This window comes from Methylobacter svalbardensis (assembly GCF_037671525.1).
In the GTDB taxonomy this organism is placed as follows: Bacteria; Pseudomonadota; Gammaproteobacteria; order Methylococcales; family Methylomonadaceae; genus Methylobacter_A; species Methylobacter_A svalbardensis.
In genome coordinates this window covers 51,701-70,618 of sequence record NZ_JAWPOH010000001.1, presented here as the reverse complement: position 1 = coordinate 70,618, position 18,918 = coordinate 51,701, and the positions used below count along the sequence as shown (strand labels likewise).

The window sequence follows — 18,918 nt, the reverse complement described above, 5'->3', positions numbered from 1 at the left end:
GCCCTTAGCCCTTAGCCCTTAGCCCTTAGCCCTTAGCCCTTAGCCCTTAGCCCTTAGCCCTTAGCCCTATAACATCATGTTTGATTATCAAAAAGACTTTATTTCCTACGCGCTGGAATGCGGCGTACTCAAATTCGGCGAATTCCAGTTAAAATCAGGCCGTACCAGTCCTTATTTTTTCAATACCGGATTATTCAATACCGGCGCTCAATTGGGAAAATTAGGCGAGTTTTACGCCCAGGCATTGATTCAATCCGACATTAAACCGGATATTCTTTACGGCCCTGCGTATAAAGGCATTCCGTTGGTCAGTGCAACATCGATTGCCTATGCCCGGTTAACCGGTGAAGATATTCCTTTTGCCTTTAATCGCAAAGAAGCCAAAGATCATGGTGAGGGCGGCAGTCTGGTGGGGGCGCCGTTACAGGGCAAGGTACTGATACTTGACGATGTGATAACTGCCGGTACTTCAGTCAGGGAGTCGGTAGACATCATAAAAAATGCCCATGCAACACCTTCAGGCGTATTAATTGCGCTGGATAGACAGGAAAAAGGCCAAAATGCTATGTCCGCTATTGCGGAAGTTGAAAATCAATTTGCAATGCCGGTGGTTGCCATCATCACCCTGGCAAATATTATTGACTATTTAACGGCTGATACTGACCAAGATGCGTCTTTACTTCAGGCGATAAAAGCTTATCAAGGTCTTTACGGTATTTAAACGATACTTAAGCTAACAGTTCTTTAGATATAGACTACAATTACCCAAAAAAAATCACCGTCATCTGACGACCCTATGGATAAGGCGGTTGAGCGATGCATGGAACAATTATCAATATCGGTTAACTGATAAAATCATGTTAATAAAAAAAGGCATGCCATGAGCAATATGGAATTTAAAGAGCAAATACACGAATATTCGCAATGGCGTGCACAACTGATTCAAGCTATAGAAATGTATCATCAATGGCGTAGTCGCTATGGAATGAATGATGCTCACAGCACCGATACCCTTTTAAATATTGTTAATGGCCTGCAAGCGGACAGGATCACACTGGCTTTTGTTGCTGAGTTTTCTCGTGGTAAAACCGAACTGATTAACGCGCTGTTTTTTGCTGAAACAGGGGTCAGATTGCTGCCGTCTTCGCCGGGTCGCACAACAATGTCGCCCACCGAACTTTTTCACGATGAAAAAGGCGGTAACTATATCCGTCTGCTCAATATTGAAAGCCGGCTTGAAGACATTTCACTGGCTGAGTTTAAAAAAAATCCGGATCGCTGGACGCAGATTGACCTTGACTGTACTTCGCCGACGCAAATGCAGGAAGCGTTTAAGGAGCTAGTCGCTACCAAACAGGTTGATCGGGACATTGCCGATAAACTGGGTTTGTGGAATGAACGTGAAGCGGCAGAGCAAGGTATAATCAATCCGGAAAAAGTTGAAATTCCTTGCTGGCGCCACGCCTTGATCAGTTTCCCCCACCCGTTATTAAAAGCAGGCTTATCGATATTGGATACGCCCGGCTTGAATGCACTGGGAACCGAGCCGGAACTCACCTTAAACATGTTACCCAGTGCTCAGGCCATTATTTTTGTGCTTGCTGCCGATACCGGCGTTACCAAAAGCGACCTGGAAATGTGGCACAATCATGTTTGTCATAATCGGGGCGGCAATAAGCAGGGTTTAGCCGTAGTGATGAATAAAATCGATGCGATGTGGGATGATCTTGCCGACGAAAACGGCTATGACGATTCGATACGCTCACAAATAAAAACGTCGGCGACGACTTTAAAAGTCAACGAGAACGTCATTTTCCCCGTTTCAGCCAAACAAGCCCTGCTTGCGAAGGTTAAAGACGATCAGTCTTTGCTGGCAAAAAGCCGTTTGGCCGCATTGGAAAACTATCTTGCCAATGATATTTTGAAACAGCGCAAAGACATTCTGCTGGGAACCATTACTCGCGACATCGGTTTTCTGGTTAATGAGTCGTCCAACTTAACCGGCACCTCATTGGCAAATGCGATTGCACAACTTGAAGAATTTAAAAAAATCGATTTTCAAAACCAGGATATGACCGGAAAATTGATGGCGGAAACGCGCGACCGGCAAAATCTTTATATGGCCAATGTCGAGAACTTCCAGGCCAGTCGTCGGATTTTTGGCGTCCAAGCGCAGATGTTGATCGATTCATTCGCCAAAGAAAAAATTGATGACATCATCAAAACCACTAAGCACGACATGGCTAAGAGCCTGACAACTTATGGTATGAAGCAAAATATTCGTAAACTGTTTGATGAGTTACGTGATTTGTTGCAGGACTCTATCGACATTACCAATGAAACCCGGCGATTGGTCAAGGCGATACACAAAAAATTCAAGGATGAATACGGCTTTAAGGAGATCGAACCGCAGTTGTTTTCGATCAAACACTATCAGATTGAGCTGGAACAGATTTTTGATGAAGGTGAAGTATTTCGAACCAGCACCAAAACCACGATGTCGGAACAAAGCGTGGTTATCAACAAGCTTTACGGCACGCTGATCGTCAAGGCCAGAAATATAATCAGACAGGCGAATGCCGATGCGACAACATGGAGTAACGGGGTATTAACGCCTTTGATGCATCAAATTAAGGATCATAAAAAACAAATTGAAGGTCGCTTGCAAATGCTGAGAAAAATTAACGAGTCAAAAGGCAATATTATTGAAAACATTGCCAGCCTTGAAGCAGAACTGGAGCCGTTAAAACGGCAACGTGACGAGCTGAAGTTCATCATTAATATGATGCACTTGGATGTAGACAGATAAAAAGGCTAAGGCTCAAGCTATTTTAGCCTTTAGCCTTTAGCCTTTAGCCTTTAGCCTTTAGCCTTTAGCCTTTAGCCTTTAGCCTTTAGCCTTAAATATTCTTTTTCCTGAAAATCAAATCCCATACCCCATGTCCCAAGCGAATGCCGCGTTGCTCAAATCGGGTTAACGGACGGTATTCCTGGCGTTCGCAATAGTCCCCGGTAGGGCTGGTATTGCTGATGCCGACTCCTGCCGACAATACTTTTAACATGTGTTCGGCATAATTTTGCCAATCGGTCGCCGCATGAAAATAACCGTCAGGCTGCAATTTTCTGGCTAATAGTTCAACAAAACTGGGGCGGACGATACGCCGTTTATGATGCTTCTTTTTCGGCCACGGGTCGGGAAAAAACAAATGCACTCCAGCCAGGCTATTGTCGGCAATCTTGTGCTCGATAATATCGATCGCATCGTGGCAATAGATTCTGACGTTGCTCAGGCCATGTTGATCCAGCAGCAGCATTAAATGCCCGACACCCGGTTTATGCACTTCAATGCCGATATAATCATTATCAGGATTTTCCGCCGCCATCTTCGCCAAGCTGTCGCCGGTACCGAAACCTATTTCAACAATCAGCGGCGCTACACGGCCAAAGACCTGGTTAAAGTCATAGTTGACATCAGGATCGAGACAATACTTGTCCCAATGACTATCCAAAGCCAATTGTTGGCCTTGGGTAATGCGCCCTTGTCGGCGGGTAAAGCTGCGGATTCTATGTGGGGGAGTTTGTTCAGGAGTGAGCATAAAAACGAAGAGCTATAGGCTGAGAAAAAGCATTTCGTCCACGAAAGACACGAAAAGCACGAAAATTTCCAAAGAGATGCCAAGTTATATACTTTATACGGTCAGATTTTCGGTATTTTTTGTAGTATACGCTGTGCGTACTTTTAGTAATTGCCATAAAACTCAACGTAAAAGGTACGCACAGCGTACCCTACAGTGAGTTACAACAACCGAAAGCTCGACCATGCGGAGTATCGATCTTCGCACTAATGGTGAATGGCTAAACCAATACTGCATGCTGGTTTGTTCGTGTCTTTTGTGCTTTTCGTGGACAAATTGCGGGTTGGGCATTCCGGCAAAATTAAAAAAACAAGCCGTCTATCGGCGATGAAGCCGAAGCAAAACGCCTACGCGGCATACGTCCGGCCAAAAATGCTTCACGACCGGCTTCGATGCCTTTGCGCATCGCCGAAGCCATCAGTATCGGATTTTTAGCGGCGGCAATCGCGGTATTCATCAATACCCCGGCACAACCCAGTTCCATCGCAATGGCGGCATCGGAAGCGGTACCGACACCGGCGTCGACCAAAATGGGCACCCTGGCATTTTCGACAATGGTCAAAATGTTATAAGGATTGCGCACCCCCAAACCCGAACCAATCGGCGCGGCCAGCGGCATTACCGCGACGCAACCAATGTCTTCCAGTCTTTTGGCGGCAATCGGGTCGTCATTGGTGTAGACCATCACATCAAAGCCGTCTTTGACCAGCATTTCGGCGGCGATATAAGTTTCCGCGACATCGGGAAACAAGGTCAGTTGGTCGGCCAATACTTCCAGCTTGACCAGCTTGTGGCCGCCGAGCAATTCCCTGCCCAAGCGACAGGTTCTGACTGCATCTTCGGCCGTATAGCAACCGGCGGTATTGGGCAATATGGTGTATTTATCCGGCGAAATGACATTCAGCAAATTGGGCTCGCCGGGATTCTGGCCGATATTGGTACGACGAATCGCCACCGTCACAATTTGCGCGCCGCTGGCCTCAATGGCCAAACGGGTTTCTTCCATGTCCTTGTATTTGCCGGTGCCGACCAATAATCTTGAGTGATACTTGACCCCGGCGAGCATGAAAGAATCATCCTGGCCGCCGCCAATCGCATGCACAATTTCCAGGCGATCCCCTGCCTGTAGCACCTGAGTGTCGTATTGTTGAAACGGCAAAATTTCTTTATTCAGTTCAATCGCAATTTTTTTGCCGGTTAAGCCCAAATCGCTAACCACATCGGCAACGGTGCTGTTTTCGGTGCAGTCGCGGGTTTCGCCATTCACATAAACTATCATCTGATTAAACTCCGGCTGGTGTCCACGGTTCTGCGTTGTTGTACCGCTTGCGCCAGCTCTCTTAGCAGCGGAACCGTATCATCCCAGGACAAGCAGGCATCGGTAATGCTTTGGCCGTAGACCAGCGGCTGTCCTTCAACAACTTTTTGGCTGCCTGCCTTAAGGTGACTTTCGATCATCACGCCCATAATCCGGTGGTCGCCGCCCGCAATTTGTTCGGCGACATCGTCACCGACGATCAACTGCCGCTGGCATTGTTTCAAGCTATTGGCATGGCTGAAATCGATCATGATATTCGGCTTTAGTTCGGCATTGACCAGGCCTTCGGCGACCTGTTCCACACTGACCGCATCATAATTCGGGCGATCATTGCCGCCTCGTAAAATGATATGCACGTCTTCATTGCCGGTGGTTGAGAAAATGGCCGAATGACCGGCTTTGTTCAGCGAGATGAAGTGGTGCGGACTCATCGCCGCGCCTATCGCATCGATGGCGATTTTTATGGTGCCGTCGGTGGAGTTTTTAAAGCCGATAGGGCAAGACACGCCCGATGCCAGCTCGCGGTGTCCCTGGCTTTCGGTGGTTCTGGCGCCGATGGCGCCCCAGGCGATCAGGTCGGAAATATATTGCGGCGTGATCAGGTCCAGGTATTCGGTTGCGGCCGGAACGCCCGCTTCGTTCACGTCCAGCAACAAGTGTCGGGCAATACGCAGGCCCTTGTTGATATTGAAACTGGAATCCAGGTCGGGGTCGTTAATCAGGCCTTTCCAGCCCACCGTGGTGCGCGGTTTCTCAAAATAGACCCGCATCACGATTACCAGATCATCGATTAACTCGTCTTTAACCGCTTTCAACAGCCGGGCATATTCATGCGCGGCTATCGGATCATGAATGGAGCAGGGCCCCACGACCACGACCAGGCGATCATCCAGGCCGGCCAGTATTTTGTGGATATCCTGCCGGGCCAGTGCAGTGGTTTGCGCCGCAGCCTCGCTAATCGGCATTTCAGTATGAACCTGAACTGGGGCTATGACTTCTGTAGTCCCACAAATTCTCAAGTCGTCGGTGTTATATTTTGTATGCATTACGCTTTCAACCCGTTACAGGATTATTGTCAGAATTTATCATTTTAACCGATTTTAAACTGCTTTTGTGAGTTCTTGCCAGGGACATGCCGGTATATCTATGTGGTGAGCTAGGGAAGCACTGAGCAAGTTGATTCCATTCATGGCTCGACAAGCTCGCCACGAACGGAATCAGCGACTTACCGTTTGTGGCGAACCTCTCGGACAGTGTTCTTGGTATTCCGAAATAGCTTAGCCTGACAATCCGGGCGGGGTAGGTACCCATCACCCTCCAGCAGTTGAAAGCTTATAAATCCGGTAATTGGGCCGTTAGGCTTGAAGGCGGCGTAAATAAGAAATTAAAAAACTGCGGTATATGACGCAGTTTAATTAAACAAAGTGCGGCATATGACGCAACTGTCTTAGTAAGTAAATTATAATTTCCTTATATACTAATAAGTTAAATTATGGCCTATTTTTTGCCTTATCTATTCAGACGTTAGAATTTTCCAAAATTATTTTTCAATTTAAAATTCAGGTAAAAATGAAAAAATCTGTTCAAAAAATGCACGGCGCAAACGCTATCAGCGGATATTTGTGCAACAGCAAAATGATTGCACTGATACCGCTATGCTTTGCGCCAGCTGTATTGGCCGCAGACAACAATATCAATCCATCCGGTTCGGCGATAACACTCGAGCCTATTACCGTTACCCATAAACGTTCAATCGTCAATACTCTGAATACAACGGAGATAGACGATAAAAAAGTCCGTAGCAAACAGGCCGCCGTCAGCGACACGGCAAAGCTGCTTGAAGATACACCTGGAGTTAGTCTCTACGGATCTGGCGGGGTGTCGAGTCTTCCAGTTATTCATGGCTTAGGTGATGATCGGGTTAAGATTAACGTGAATGGCATGACGATTACTTCGGCATGCGCTAATCACATGAATCCGCCGCTATCTTATATCGATCGCAGCAACATTGGCAAAATCACCATAATGTCCGGGGTGACACCGGTCAGTATGGGCGGCGACAGCATCGGCGGCACCATTTCCGTTGAGTCGCTTGATCCGGTTTTTGCCGAACCCGGCAAGGATATTCTGCTCGACGGCAGCGCTTCGAGTTTTTATCGCAGCAACGGCGATGCCTTTGGGGGCAGTATTGCCGCCGGCATTGCCAATCAAAACGTGCGCCTGGACTATACCGGTTCGCATACCGAAAGCATGAACTACAACGATGCTAATGGCGACAATGTTCAGTCCAGCTCCTATCGAAACCAGAATCACGCGGCTTCCTTGTCATTCAAAAGCGACAACCATTTAGTTGTCATTAAAGGCGGGCAACAGCATATTCCGTATCAGAACTTTCCTAATGCGCGTATGGACCTGACCAATAATGACAGCATTTTTGGCAATATCACGCACAAGGGAAAATTCGACTGGGGTTCGCTGGACAGCAATTTTTACTTTGAAAGCACCAAACACAGCATGGATATCGGCGAAGACAAGCATAATCGTTTTCTTAACGCGGCAGGCGGCGGGAGCTTTGCGCCGCCCAATGATTACATGCCAATGGAAAGCCGCGGCAGGAACTTAGGGTATAAGATTCAGGCGGAAATACCGGTCACCGAGCGCGACACTTTCAGAATCGGTAACGAGTTTCACAGCAACCGGATCAATGATTTTTGGCCGGCGGTCCATAACAATACCTCTATTCCTGCGAGCCAGCCGGCAAATGCGCGAGCGGCTTACTGGATGATGGCGCCGGAAAATTTCGTCAATCTCAACAATGCCGAGCGTGACCGGGTCGGCTTCTTTGGCGAATGGGAAGCTAGGTGGTCTCCTAAGGGATACCTTATTGGGGCTGCGTTACGACCATACCAACACCGATACCGGGGCTGTGCAGCCTTATAATCCCAAGCTGCTGGGTGGGGCCATGGCAGCGGGTGCAGGGTTCTCGCTGAGTGCCGCCAATGCCTTCAATGCAAAAGACCGCGAACGCAACACCGACACTTTCGATGTCACCGCTTTGGTTCAATACACGCCTAACGACAACAGCGATTATGAACTGGGATATGCCCGTAAAAATCGTGCGCCCAACTTGTACGAGCGCTATACCTGGGGTGCACGCAAAATGGATATGGCTATGAACGGCGCGTTTGGCGACGGTAACGGCTATGTCGGCAACATGGATTTGACTGAGGAAACAGCGCATACCGTCAGTTTTACCGCTGCGTTTCATGAGCCGAAAAACAGCTTATGGGAAGTCAAGGCGACCCCGTACTTTACTTATGTGAATAATTTTATCGATGCGGATCGTTGCTCTGGATCTACCAATGGGGCTAGCGGCTGTGACGCCAGTAACCAGACCGCAACTGAAAGATTCGTTTATCTTCAATATGCCAACCACGATGCGCGTTTATGGGGGATGGATGTTTCCGGCCGCGCGGATTTGTTCAGCGATAAAACCTATGGGGATTTCTCCACCCACACCGTCATGAGTTACGTGCGTGGACAGCGTATGGATGGCGGCAATCTCTATCACATGATGCCGTTCAATATGAAACTGAGTCTGGATCACAAACGGAATGGCTGGGACAGCGCTGTGGAAATGCAGTTTGTTGACAGCAAGGACGATGTGCAAGGCATCAGAAATGAAACCACGATACCGTCCTACATTTTGCTGAATGCCCGTACCGGTTACGAATGGAAGATGCTGCGTTTGGATGTCGGTTTGGACAACGTGCTGGATAAGCAGTATTACCAACCATTGGCAGGCTCCTATCTGGGTGATCGCTATGGCATGAATCCAACGGCTGATGCAAGCGTAACCGTGCCTTGGGGCAGAAACGTAGCCGGCATGGGTCGTTCGGCTTTCGTTGGCCTGACGGTCAAATATTAATCGGCCTTGGTCTGCTTTTGCCGCGCCGGAACAGAGATTATCCGGCGCGGCAATCATCTTAAGCAGTCGTGCAGGAAGGTGCTGATTAAATCCTTCTAAAAGCTCAGGGTACCCGAGCTGAACGAGGCATGCTGCCCCTCCGAAACGTTTTGCGTTATAGTGTAGGCGCGCTTTTTAACAGCTATCGCGCGAATAAATGCGCACCCACAACCTACATAAAATAAGGTCACAAACCTCTGTTTTACGAGGTGTCCATGCAGGTCGACTCTATGTAAATTAGCTTGCCTTTTTCTAATCGACCGGTTCTTGTCGGCTAATTCTTCAAAGTCTTATCTTATGGCCGACTGAAGCAGCAATTTTATTAAACTATGTTATTTAGCATTAAGGTGCGTCATATAACCTATTTTTATTATGGTATCCATTTAATGGATAAGCGATAGCCAGTGCTGGCAGGGGATTTGGTGACTTGGCATGTAATGTGCTTAAGCTGTTATATCTGTCATCGCTATAAGAAAATAAAAAATGAAAAAATACGTATTATTAATGGGCGTAAGTTATTTAAGTGCTGGAATTGCCGCCGAGCCGGTAACGACCGACAAATCGATCCAGAAAAAACAGGCTATAAAAAAGGACAGCGAACCGCTGGTTTTGGACATGCTGACCATCAAGGCCCAATCATCCAATATCGATCAGCCGTTCGGCAGCTATCTCGATCATTCCAAAATAGCCCTTTCCAGAACGGCTACCAGCGACACCGCACAAATGTTTAAAGGTACACCTGGAATAAGCTTCTCCGGCGGCGGCGGTATTTCCAGCCGACCCATTATCCACGGCATGGCCGACGACCGTTTACGGGTTCAAGTCGATGGCATGAATTTGATTTCGGCTTGCGCCAATCACATGAACCCTGCGCTTTCTTATGTTTCCCCTTCCAGCGTGTTGAGCGCCCAGGTGCTTGCCGGAATCACGCCGGTCAGCATGGGCGGCGACAGTATCGGCGGTACTATTCGTGTTAATTCGGCCGATCCTGAATTTGCCGAAGATGGCGAAGCGCCATTGATTAAAGGTCAGGGTTCAGTCTTTTATCGCAGCAACGGCGATGCACAAGGCGGCAATATTGCCGCCTCGATAGCCAACGAACATGCCGAGATCAAGTACACCGGCTCAACGGTGGAGTCGCGCAATTACAAGGCGGGCGGAAATTTCACCACCCGAAATACCAAAAACGGCAATGATGTTGTCAGTTCTTCGTCTTATAAATCCGAGAACCAATCGCTGTCATTGGCCTTACGCAACGACGACCATCTTGCCGTGATCAAGGTAGGGCAGCAAAACATTCCTTATCAAGCTTTTCCCAATGTGCGTATGGACATGACCGGAGATGACAGCTGGTTTGCCAATGTCTTCACCAAAAGCCAGTTCCGGTGGGGTAATCTGGAAGCCCGCGCCTATCACGAGGATGCTCAGCACAAGATGAACTTCCTCGAGGACAAAATGACTACGCCAACCCGCAGTATGCCAATGGATACCCATGGCGTTAACCAGGGCCTGTCGGTAAAAGCCAATATCGATATAACCGACAAGCATTTGCTGACCGTGGGCAGCGAGTATCAGCGTTATCGTTTAGACGACTGGTGGGATCCGCTTGGGCCGACTCTGCCGCCGCCAGCAATGATGATGCAAAATATGATGCGCGGCCCCGCTCCATTCTGGAATATCAACGAAGGAAAACGAGATCGGATCGACCTGTTTACCGAATGGGAAGGCCGCTGGAATCAGCAATGGCTGACTCAACTCGGCGTCCGTGTCGGTGTCGTGGAAATGAATGCGGGTGATGTGATGGATTATGGCGCAGTCACGCCAGAAGCACGGACGGTTAACAGCCAAAATAAAAAACAAACCGATGTGAATATTGATTGGACGGCATTGGCGCGTTACACCTTCAACGACATGCAGACTTATGAGCTGGGGGCTGCCAGAAAAACCCGATCGCCCAACCTTTACGAACGCTTTGCCTGGTCTCGCGGATCAATGGCTATGTATATGAATAACTGGGTGGGTGATGGCAACGGCTATGTAGGCGACATCAATCTTAAACCGGAAGTCGCCCACACCGTCAGCGCGACAGCCAATTGGCATGACGCCAATCAGGAGGATTGGGAAACTAAAATCACGCCCTTTTACACCCATGTCGAGAACTATATTGATGCGAGACTCTGTCAGCTGGCCAATGGCAAGGCATGCGTCAGCACTCCTGGCAGCTTTAATCTGCTGCAACTGGCCAACTTCGATGCGCATCTGTTCGGTGTCGATGTTTCCGGATCCAAGCTGTTATTGGAAACCGGTAAATACGGCAACCTGACCGGTAAAACCGTTTTAAATTATGTCAGGGGACAGAACAACGACACCGGCGGCAACCTGTACCAACAGATGCCGTTCAATGCGACGGTAGCGCTCGAGCATCAACGCGGCGGCTGGTCCAACACGATCGAAACGCAAATAGTCGCGCCTAAAACCGACGTGCAAGCCGTCCGCTTGGAGCCTAAAGCCGCGGGTTACGCATTGCTCAACCTGCGCAGCAGTTATACCTGGAAACATTTGCGAATCGATGGCGGCATAGATAATCTTCTTGATAAGAATTACGCCCTGCCTTTAGGCGGCACTTATATAGGAGAAAGAAGCATTCCGGGAACGGCGGTACCCGGCATGGGGCGTTCATTCAATGTCGGCATGACGGTAAACTACTAGCAAATATAAGCGGATGAAGCGCGTTAAGCCTGAATAGTTCGCCCCCGGAATTGTTTCAGGTTTAGCAGTGCTTCATCCGGTCTACTTAACTGAACGGAATTTACACCCCGTTCATTTGTGCTTTGTGGGGACGCCGGTAAAGAGACGAACCCACAACCTGCACAGCACTTTCATGGTCTTGCAAGTTGTCCTGCGGGACGTCCAGGTAAGTTAGCCTGTCGGACAGAAATCTAATTAAACTGTGTTATTTAACATACTAAAGTACGGCATATGCCGTGTTTTTATTAAAAAACACACCGCCAATAAGCGCCTGTAAGCCAGGATAGGACAAGCGCATTAATTTAAAAAAGCTGTCAAGTAAGCAAAATCAATTCGCAGCTAAAAGATAAGTGATTGATTGCTTAAGTGTAAGCAATGAATTGCGGTAAATTAAAAAATCAAGTTCAGTAGCGCTGATATTCGATACTGCGGCGGCCTTGATTGCTTGGCATGCAATGTGCTTTTATTGTTGGATCGTTCACAACAATAAAAATTAAAAAAATGAAAAAGTACCTACTATTACTGGGAGTGAGTTATTTAGGCAGCGGGATTGCGGCCGAACCGGTGAAGGCGACTAAAACCGATAAATATCAGGGCGAGGACATGGTCACCTACGGGACCGTGACCGATAGGCAGTTTCCGGATACTGCCAAGGCAACCCCGACCTATACGATTGACGCAGCAGAGGTTGAGACCAAGGTTAATGCGACGACCGTAGAAGATGCTATTCGGTATGCGCCAGGCGTACTGATACGCAAACGCTTTATTGGCGATCCAAACGGCACCTTGGGCATACGCAGTTCAAATTCCTTTCAATCTGCACATACCATGGTTTATGCGGACGGCATGCCGCTGCACAACCCTCTGCGCACTTCATTCAATGGAGCGCCCCGGTGGTCGATGGTGTCACCTAATGAACTGGATTCGGCGGAAGTGCTTTACGGCCCGTTCTCATCGCAATACAGCGGCAACTCGATGGGCGGTGTGATTAATCTGAATACTAAAATGCCGGAAAAGTTTGAAGCCCAAATGGATGCCATGGGGATTTTTCAGAATGTGCATCGCTCAGGGCGCAATGAAACCTTAATGGGCTATAAAACCTTTATTTCCGCAGGCGACCGTTTTGATAAGTTCAGCGTCTGGGCTTCTTATAACCGCTTTGAAAACGAAGGCCAACCGCAGACCATCAATGCCGCCCAATTAAGCTCGGCAAGAGGCGGAATTGCCGTTACCGGCGGAGAAGGTTATCAAACCCCTAAAGGCGATCCGGCGATTGCCTACGGTGATATCGGCGTTGCCCAACAAACCACGGATCTGTTCAAGGCCAAATTCGCTTATGACTTTACCGAAGAACTGCAAGGACGCTTTACTATTGCCTATGAAGACCGCGTAGGAAAAGTTGACGACCCGAACAGTTTATTAAGAGATGCTGCGGGCAATACGGCATGGGGCGGCGCCACAGCAGCCGGAGTGTCAGCCAACCAAAACTACAGAACCGTTGACGGACAACGGTTTACCGTTCCCGGCTCGGTTTTTTCGGTCAGCGACTCGGAGCGCCAGACTTTAAATTATGGCTTGGGGTTAAAGGGAAAAATCTCGGATAACTGGAGCATCGATACCACCGCCAGTTACTACGACGCGTTCAAGGACAGAACGGTCAGTTCAAATCTCAATCCCGACCATCCGCAAAACCAAAACAAAGGCCAGGTTACTGATGAAAAACCCTGGTGGGCCACTTACGACCTGAAATTGGCGACCGACAAGTTTCTGGGACGGGATGATTTGTCGTTTATGGGCGGCTATCAGTTTAACCATGCCAGCCTGAATCTGGATACTTACTCCAGCAATAACTATGCGGCTGGAACTGCCGATGTTAAAACCGGCGACAGCGGTGGCGCGACTCAAACCAACAGCGCTTTTTCGCAGTTGGAATGGCGATTTTTGCCGGACTGGAGCGTGATGGCCGGAGGGCGATTTGACCATTGGCAGGCGATTGACGGCCATGTGCATACTTTTGGCGCGACCAATAATATCCAAAACTATGCCAACCGCGACGCCTCTCGCATTTCGCCGAAAGCCTCGCTGGAATATTCACCGGATGCCTGGACATTCCGTTACTCGTTTTCCAAGGCGTATCGCTTCCCGATTGCCGAAGAAATGTTCGCCAGCGTATCCAGGCTGAATAGCCTGAGTATTTCAGCGCCCGATTTAGGCCCGGAGAATGGTTATTTTCATAATTTCATGACCCAATACGATATTCCCCGAGGTTATCTGCGCGCCAATTTCTTTTTTGATCAGATCAATAATGAAATTGCCAATACCTTGCAGACTATCAACGGACAAAACATCACCACCTTTTTGCCCATTGAGCAAACCGAGGCTATCGGTGTGGATCTGACTTATCAACAAAACGAAGTGTTTGACCTGCCGGTCGATTTGATGGTCAATACCACCATCATGAACAAACAAATCACCAAAAACAGTCGCAATCCTTCATTGGTCGGCAACGAATGGGATCGCTTACCCCAACTGCAAATCAACGGCTCGGCAACGTATCATATTACCCAGCCATGGGATGCGTCGGTAGGCGTTCGTTATCGCAGTGACGCCTTTCAACAATTAGACAACTCTGATACCGCTGCCAATGTGATGGGCGGCACCGATGAATCCACCTTTGTCGATTTGAAAACCTCGTATAAGTTGCCTATCAATACACAACTGAAAAGCACCCTCTCAGCGGGAATCGATAACGTGTTTGATGTCAATGCCTTTGAAAATCATCCGTATCCGCAACGTACCTACTATGTTCGAGCCTCGCTGAAATATTAACCGAAGCGTAAAAAACAGTTTATTGAGCAGCACCAGGATGTGCTGCCGTTAAATGCTAAATCCCATAATAATAATCTCCACAGGTCCGAGTACATGAATCCTTCCAAACCGCCTTATCCGCTCAACTCCAGACGCGCTTTGATCTGCCTGCTGATCCTGGCATCTCCGCATACTATGGCTGAAACCAAGCAAACCGTAGACGGAAAAGCAGCCGCTGCCGACAACGCCAAGGCGGTGATGACCGATATGACGGTAACCGAAAAAATAAAGCCGACCGCCAAGGAAAGATACCGGCTGCCGACGACCACAGAAAGCGTCACCCGCGAAAAAATCGACAACACCATCAATGCGATGACTGCCGAGGACGTCATTAAATACCTGCCCAGCATTCAAGTGCGCAAACGCTATATCGGCGACACCAATGCGCCGGTGGGCTGGCGTACTTCCGGCACCAGCCAGAGCGCCCGCGGCCTGATTTATGCCGATGGCATCATACTCTCCTCCCTGCTTGGCAATAATAACGGCAACACCGGTTCACCGCGCTGGAACATGGTATCGCCCTCGGAAATCGAACGGGTTGATGTGATGTATGGGCCGTTTTCGGCGGCGTACTCAGGCAATTCCATTGGCGGCGTGATCGACATTACCACGCGTATGCCGGAAAAATTCGAGGCGGGCGGCGATATAAAATCGACTTGGCAGGATTATGGTTTCTACGGCAAGAACAAGACGTTCGACAGCCAGGAATATTCTTTCAATGTCGGCGATCGCTACAAAGACCTGTCATTTCGTTTTGATGTGAGTCACCTGGACAGCCATAGCCAGCCTATCGTCTTTGTGAATCCGATTGTTTCGACGACCAATGCAAGGGGTGTGGACACGCCGGTAACCGGCGCTATTGCCAACTTGAATGGGGCCGGTGTTAATGCCCTGGTGTTGGGCGAGTCTGCGCTCAATCATACCGTACAGGACAACTTCAAATGGAAATTGGGCTATGACCTTACTCCGACCATCCATGCGGCGTATACATTGGGACTGTGGCAAAATGATGCTAACGCCGGTTTTAACAGCTTTCTGCGCAATGCCAATACCGGGGCCATAGTAGACAGCGGCAACGTTAATATTGACGGAAGGCGCTATGCTGTTAATTTCGCAGAAACCCGCGCCGAACAACTGCACTGGTCGCATGGCATGAATCTTAAATCCGACACCGGCGGGCTATTCGATTGGGATTTGGCAGGCAGCGTGGTCGAATACGGCACGGATCTGAGTCGCACATCGACTCAAACGCCGGCGCAAGCCGCTAATAACGGCGCCGGCCGAACCACCAGCTTGACCGGAACCGGCTGGCATACCGCCGACGCGAAGGGTATCTGGCGTCCCGACGCGGACCTGCTGGGCAAGCATGAAGTCAGCTTCGGTTTTCACCATGATTTATACAATCTGGATAATACGGTTTATAACGCGACCAACTGGAAATCCAGCGATGGTGGCAGCATTTTTTCCGATTCGCAAGGCAAGACCCAAACCGAGGGCTATTGGTTGCAGGATGCCTGGGATTTTACTAAAGACTGGAATTTGACTTTGGGCGGACGCCTGGAAAACTGGCATGCTTACGATGGCTATAATGCGGCAACAGTTGGCGGAGCAATCCAGTCGATCAATCAGGCAGAGCGCAATGAGCTGGAATTTTCGCCCAAGGCCAAGTTGACCTGGAAGCCTATGGATCGTGTACAAACAGGTTTAGCTATCGGCCAGGCCTATCGTTTTGCAACCGTGACCGAGCTGTTTCAAACGACTACGGTTAATGTGGGCGGGGTAAATAATATTGTCAATGGCAATCCCAATCTCAAGCCCGAAGAAGCACTGTCTTCCGAACTTTCCGGCGAATATTTCCTGGATCAGGGCAAATTGCGTCTTAGCTTATTTCAGGAACGCGTAAAGGATGCCATTTTTCGCAACGAGGCTTTTTAGCCGATGGCAGCACGGTTAACTCCCCTCAAAATGTCGGCGAAATTCAAACCTACGGGATTGAATTTGCCGGCGAAGCCAGCGATGTAGGCATACAGGGTCTTGACCTTTCCGGCAACGCCACCTGGACCGACTCCAGAATCACCGAGAACGGGGTTGCAGATGTGGCCGCCGCAGCCGCAGGCCCTACTGCCGCCAACCCCAACGCCGACCAGCCTTCAACCGGTAAACGCCAACCCAGGGTTCCCGAGTGGCGCGCCAGTGCGACAGTTGCCTATCGTCCGACCGACAAGTTGACTACCTCGGTAAGCGGCCGTTACAGCAGTCCGCAGTTTAGCCAATTGAACAACAGCGATACCAATCCAGGCACTTATGCGTCGGGCGGTACTGCTTACTTCATTGTCGATTTACACGCCAAATATCAAATTACCAAGCAAGTCAGCGCTTCGGCAGGTATTGATAATGTTAACAACCAGGAAGTCTGGTTATTTCATCCCTTCCCATCGCGCACTTACTTTGCTGAGTTGAAGTATAATTATTGATACGTTAATTTTATAAAGCGAAAACAAAAAAGCCTGGCTTGTTAAGAGCCAGGCTTTACTGCATAGAGGGTAGAATGGCATTTGTTGTTTTTCTCTTTATAATTCAGTTCGACTTTTTAATTCGGTGTAATCCATGAAATCTCTTACCTCTGTTTTATTGCTTGCAGCGCTGGCCGTCTCCGGCTGTGCACATGAAGCGCCGATAAAATCGGCAGGTGCTGACAAGCAGCAGCATGCTGGTCCTCATTCTGCAGAGGCAAAAGGCGCTTGCGCCGATGTCAAAGCGTTGCCTTCAAACCAATGCGCTGAAACGATAAGCGCCGCGTTTGACAGCAAGGGTGTGCTATGGATTGCCTGGGTAAACAATGATCATGTTTATGTGCAATCATCGGAAGATAAGGGCTTAAGCTTTTCCGCGCCGGTGATGGTCAATCCCGTCGCCGAAAAAATAGAAGCCAAAGGCGAATACCGCCCGAAAATAAAGCTGGATGCCAAGGGCAATATGTATTTAAGCTGGACGCTGAAACTGGAAGGCCGTCATAGCGGCCATATCCGCTTTAGTCGCTCGACTGACGGCGGCCGGCATTTTTCCGCTCCGGTTACCGTCAACGATAACCGGGATATCATCAGCCATCGCTTTGACAGTATGGCGGTCGGCAAAAACGGCGAAATATTTATTGCCTGGCTCGATGCCAGAGACGTTGAAACAGCAAAAAAAGCCGGCCAAAAATTCGAGGGCTCTTCGCTGTATTACAGCTGGTCTGACGACGGCGGACAGCATTTTTATCCGAATAAAAGAATCGCCACCCATACCTGCCAGTGCTGCCGGCTGGATACCGCGATAGCGCCGGATAATACGCCGGTGGTCACCTGGAGGCATGTTTTTGAAGGCGGCATACGCGATCACGCGCTGGTTAAATTTAACGATTGGAATACCCCCGGCGATACCCACCGTTTAGGTCAGGATAACTGGAAAATCGATGCCTGTCCGCATCACGGCCCCGGTCTGTCGATTGCCGATTCCGGCATTTATCATGCAGTATGGTTCAGCAATTCCCCTACCAATCAGGGCCTGTTTTACGCCTACTCGACCGATTCAGGGCGGCATTTTTCCACGCCGCTTAACTTCGGCAAGGCAAGCTCAGGCCATCCGCATGTGCTGGCGTTAGGTCCACGGGTCAATGTGGTTTGGCAGGAGTTCGACGGTACCCACAATGTTATCAAGCTGATCAAATCCGCCGACGACGGCAAAAGCTGGTCGAAGCCTGAAGTGATTGCTCAAACCGCGCTATCCGGCGATCAGCCGTTTTTGGTCAGCGATGGGCAGAAGATGTATCTTTCCTGGAAAACGCAGCAGCAGAATTATCAATTGAAACTTATTGGTGAGTAAGGCGGTAAGATGGGCTAAACAACGCTCAGCCCAATCCACTAAAAGAAATGTCCACGAAAGACACGAAAAGCACGAAAAACCACGACGCGATTTTTTTCGTGTCTTTCGTGCTTTTCGTGGACAGTGCTTTTTCCTACGGATCGGATTCTTGATGTGTCCTTAATTGCTTTAAGCCGAAACTAATTATGCCTCCAAACAAATTCCTGCTTGAAGCCAGACAACTGGTGGTCAAGTATAAAAACCATCGCGCGATCGATGGGCTCGATTTGTCGGTTCCGGCCGGTTGCGTCTATGCCTTGCTGGGCGGCAATGGAGCCGGGAAAACCTCAACCATTAATACCTTTTTGGGTTTCCATCGGCCGACCAGCGGCAATGTGTTGATTGATGGCGAGTCGCCTGAGCAAAACCCGGCGGTGGTGCGCGCCAAGCTGGCCTATTTGCCGGAAAATGTGGCGTTGTATGAATACCTGACCGGAGTGGAAAAATCTGAATTTTTTCTGTACGCTGGCTGATATCCG

General features: G+C 49.1%; 13 protein-coding genes. 10 read left to right on the top strand and 3 right to left on the bottom strand.

Going from position 1 to position 18,918, the window contains the following annotated elements; translation table 11 throughout:
- Nucleotides 1-76: 76 nt before the first annotated feature.
- Nucleotides 77-721, top strand: coding sequence for an orotate phosphoribosyltransferase (pyrE, locus tag RW114_RS00355; RefSeq protein ID WP_340120727.1), 645 nt, complete (start codon nucleotides 77-79; stop codon nucleotides 719-721).
- A 159-nt stretch (nucleotides 722-880) separates the two neighbouring features.
- Nucleotides 881-2,809, top strand: coding sequence for a dynamin family protein (locus RW114_RS00350; protein WP_340120726.1), 1,929 nt, complete (start codon nucleotides 881-883; stop codon nucleotides 2,807-2,809).
- Nucleotides 2,810-2,900: 91 nt separating this feature from the next.
- Here the strand turns inward: RW114_RS00350 and trmB are convergent, their stop codons facing one another.
- The 3 genes from trmB to RW114_RS00335 all read right to left on the bottom strand — a co-directional run bounded on the left by trmB (nucleotide 2,901) and on the right by RW114_RS00335 (nucleotide 5,999).
- A complete protein-coding gene (gene trmB, locus RW114_RS00345; protein WP_340120725.1) occupies nucleotides 2,901-3,596 on the bottom strand; it encodes a tRNA (guanosine(46)-N7)-methyltransferase TrmB in 696 nt (231 codons plus the stop codon).
- Between the two features lie 340 nt (nucleotides 3,597-3,936).
- A complete protein-coding gene (gene thiS, locus RW114_RS00340; RefSeq protein WP_340120724.1) occupies nucleotides 3,937-4,914 on the bottom strand; it encodes a sulfur carrier protein ThiS in 978 nt (325 codons plus the stop codon).
- Nucleotides 4,911-5,999 (bottom strand): 3-deoxy-7-phosphoheptulonate synthase, encoded by a 1,089-nt coding sequence (locus RW114_RS00335; protein WP_340120723.1) that lies wholly within the window; start codon nucleotides 5,997-5,999, stop codon nucleotides 4,911-4,913. The genes thiS and RW114_RS00335 overlap by 4 nt, the downstream gene beginning before the upstream one ends.
- Before the next feature lie 523 nt (nucleotides 6,000-6,522).
- Here RW114_RS00335 and RW114_RS00330 point away from each other — a divergent pair.
- The 8 genes from RW114_RS00330 (at nucleotide 6,523) to RW114_RS00295 (ending at nucleotide 18,912) form a co-directional block, all read left to right on the top strand.
- On the top strand, nucleotides 6,523-7,893 hold the full coding sequence (locus RW114_RS00330; protein ID WP_340120722.1) for a TonB-dependent receptor plug domain-containing protein: 1,371 nt from the start codon (nucleotides 6,523-6,525) through the stop codon (nucleotides 7,891-7,893).
- Nucleotides 7,838-8,881, top strand: a complete 1,044-nt coding sequence (locus RW114_RS00325; RefSeq protein ID WP_340120721.1) for a TonB-dependent receptor — start codon at nucleotides 7,838-7,840, stop codon at nucleotides 8,879-8,881. Before RW114_RS00330 ends, RW114_RS00325 begins: the two co-directional genes overlap by 56 nt.
- Nucleotides 8,882-9,403: 522 nt before the next feature.
- Nucleotides 9,404-11,629 (top strand): TonB-dependent receptor plug domain-containing protein, encoded by a 2,226-nt coding sequence (locus tag RW114_RS00320; RefSeq protein ID WP_340120720.1) that lies wholly within the window; start codon nucleotides 9,404-9,406, stop codon nucleotides 11,627-11,629.
- A gap of 540 nt (nucleotides 11,630-12,169) precedes the next feature.
- Nucleotides 12,170-14,497: a TonB-dependent receptor gene (locus RW114_RS00315; protein WP_340120719.1), complete on the top strand. Its 2,328-nt coding sequence runs from the start codon at nucleotides 12,170-12,172 to the stop codon at nucleotides 14,495-14,497.
- Nucleotides 14,498-14,590: 93 nt separating this feature from the next.
- The gene (locus tag RW114_RS00310) at nucleotides 14,591-16,471 is read left to right on the top strand and encodes a TonB-dependent receptor (RefSeq protein ID WP_340120718.1); all 1,881 of its coding nucleotides are present in this window, start codon (nucleotides 14,591-14,593) and stop codon (nucleotides 16,469-16,471) included.
- Entirely contained in the window at nucleotides 16,423-17,010 is a 588-nt protein-coding gene (locus RW114_RS00305) for a TonB-dependent receptor domain-containing protein (protein WP_340120826.1), read from the top strand. Before RW114_RS00310 ends, RW114_RS00305 begins: the two co-directional genes overlap by 49 nt.
- Before the next feature lie 133 nt (nucleotides 17,011-17,143).
- Nucleotides 17,144-18,400 carry a sialidase family protein gene (locus RW114_RS00300; RefSeq protein WP_340120717.1) on the top strand — a complete coding sequence of 419 codons (1,257 nt, stop codon included), beginning with the start codon at nucleotides 17,144-17,146 and terminating at the stop codon, nucleotides 18,398-18,400.
- Nucleotides 18,401-18,585: 185 nt separating this feature from the next.
- Entirely contained in the window at nucleotides 18,586-18,912 is a 327-nt protein-coding gene (locus RW114_RS00295; RefSeq protein ID WP_340120716.1) for an ATP-binding cassette domain-containing protein, read from the top strand.
- Nucleotides 18,913-18,918: the final 6 nt, after the last annotated feature.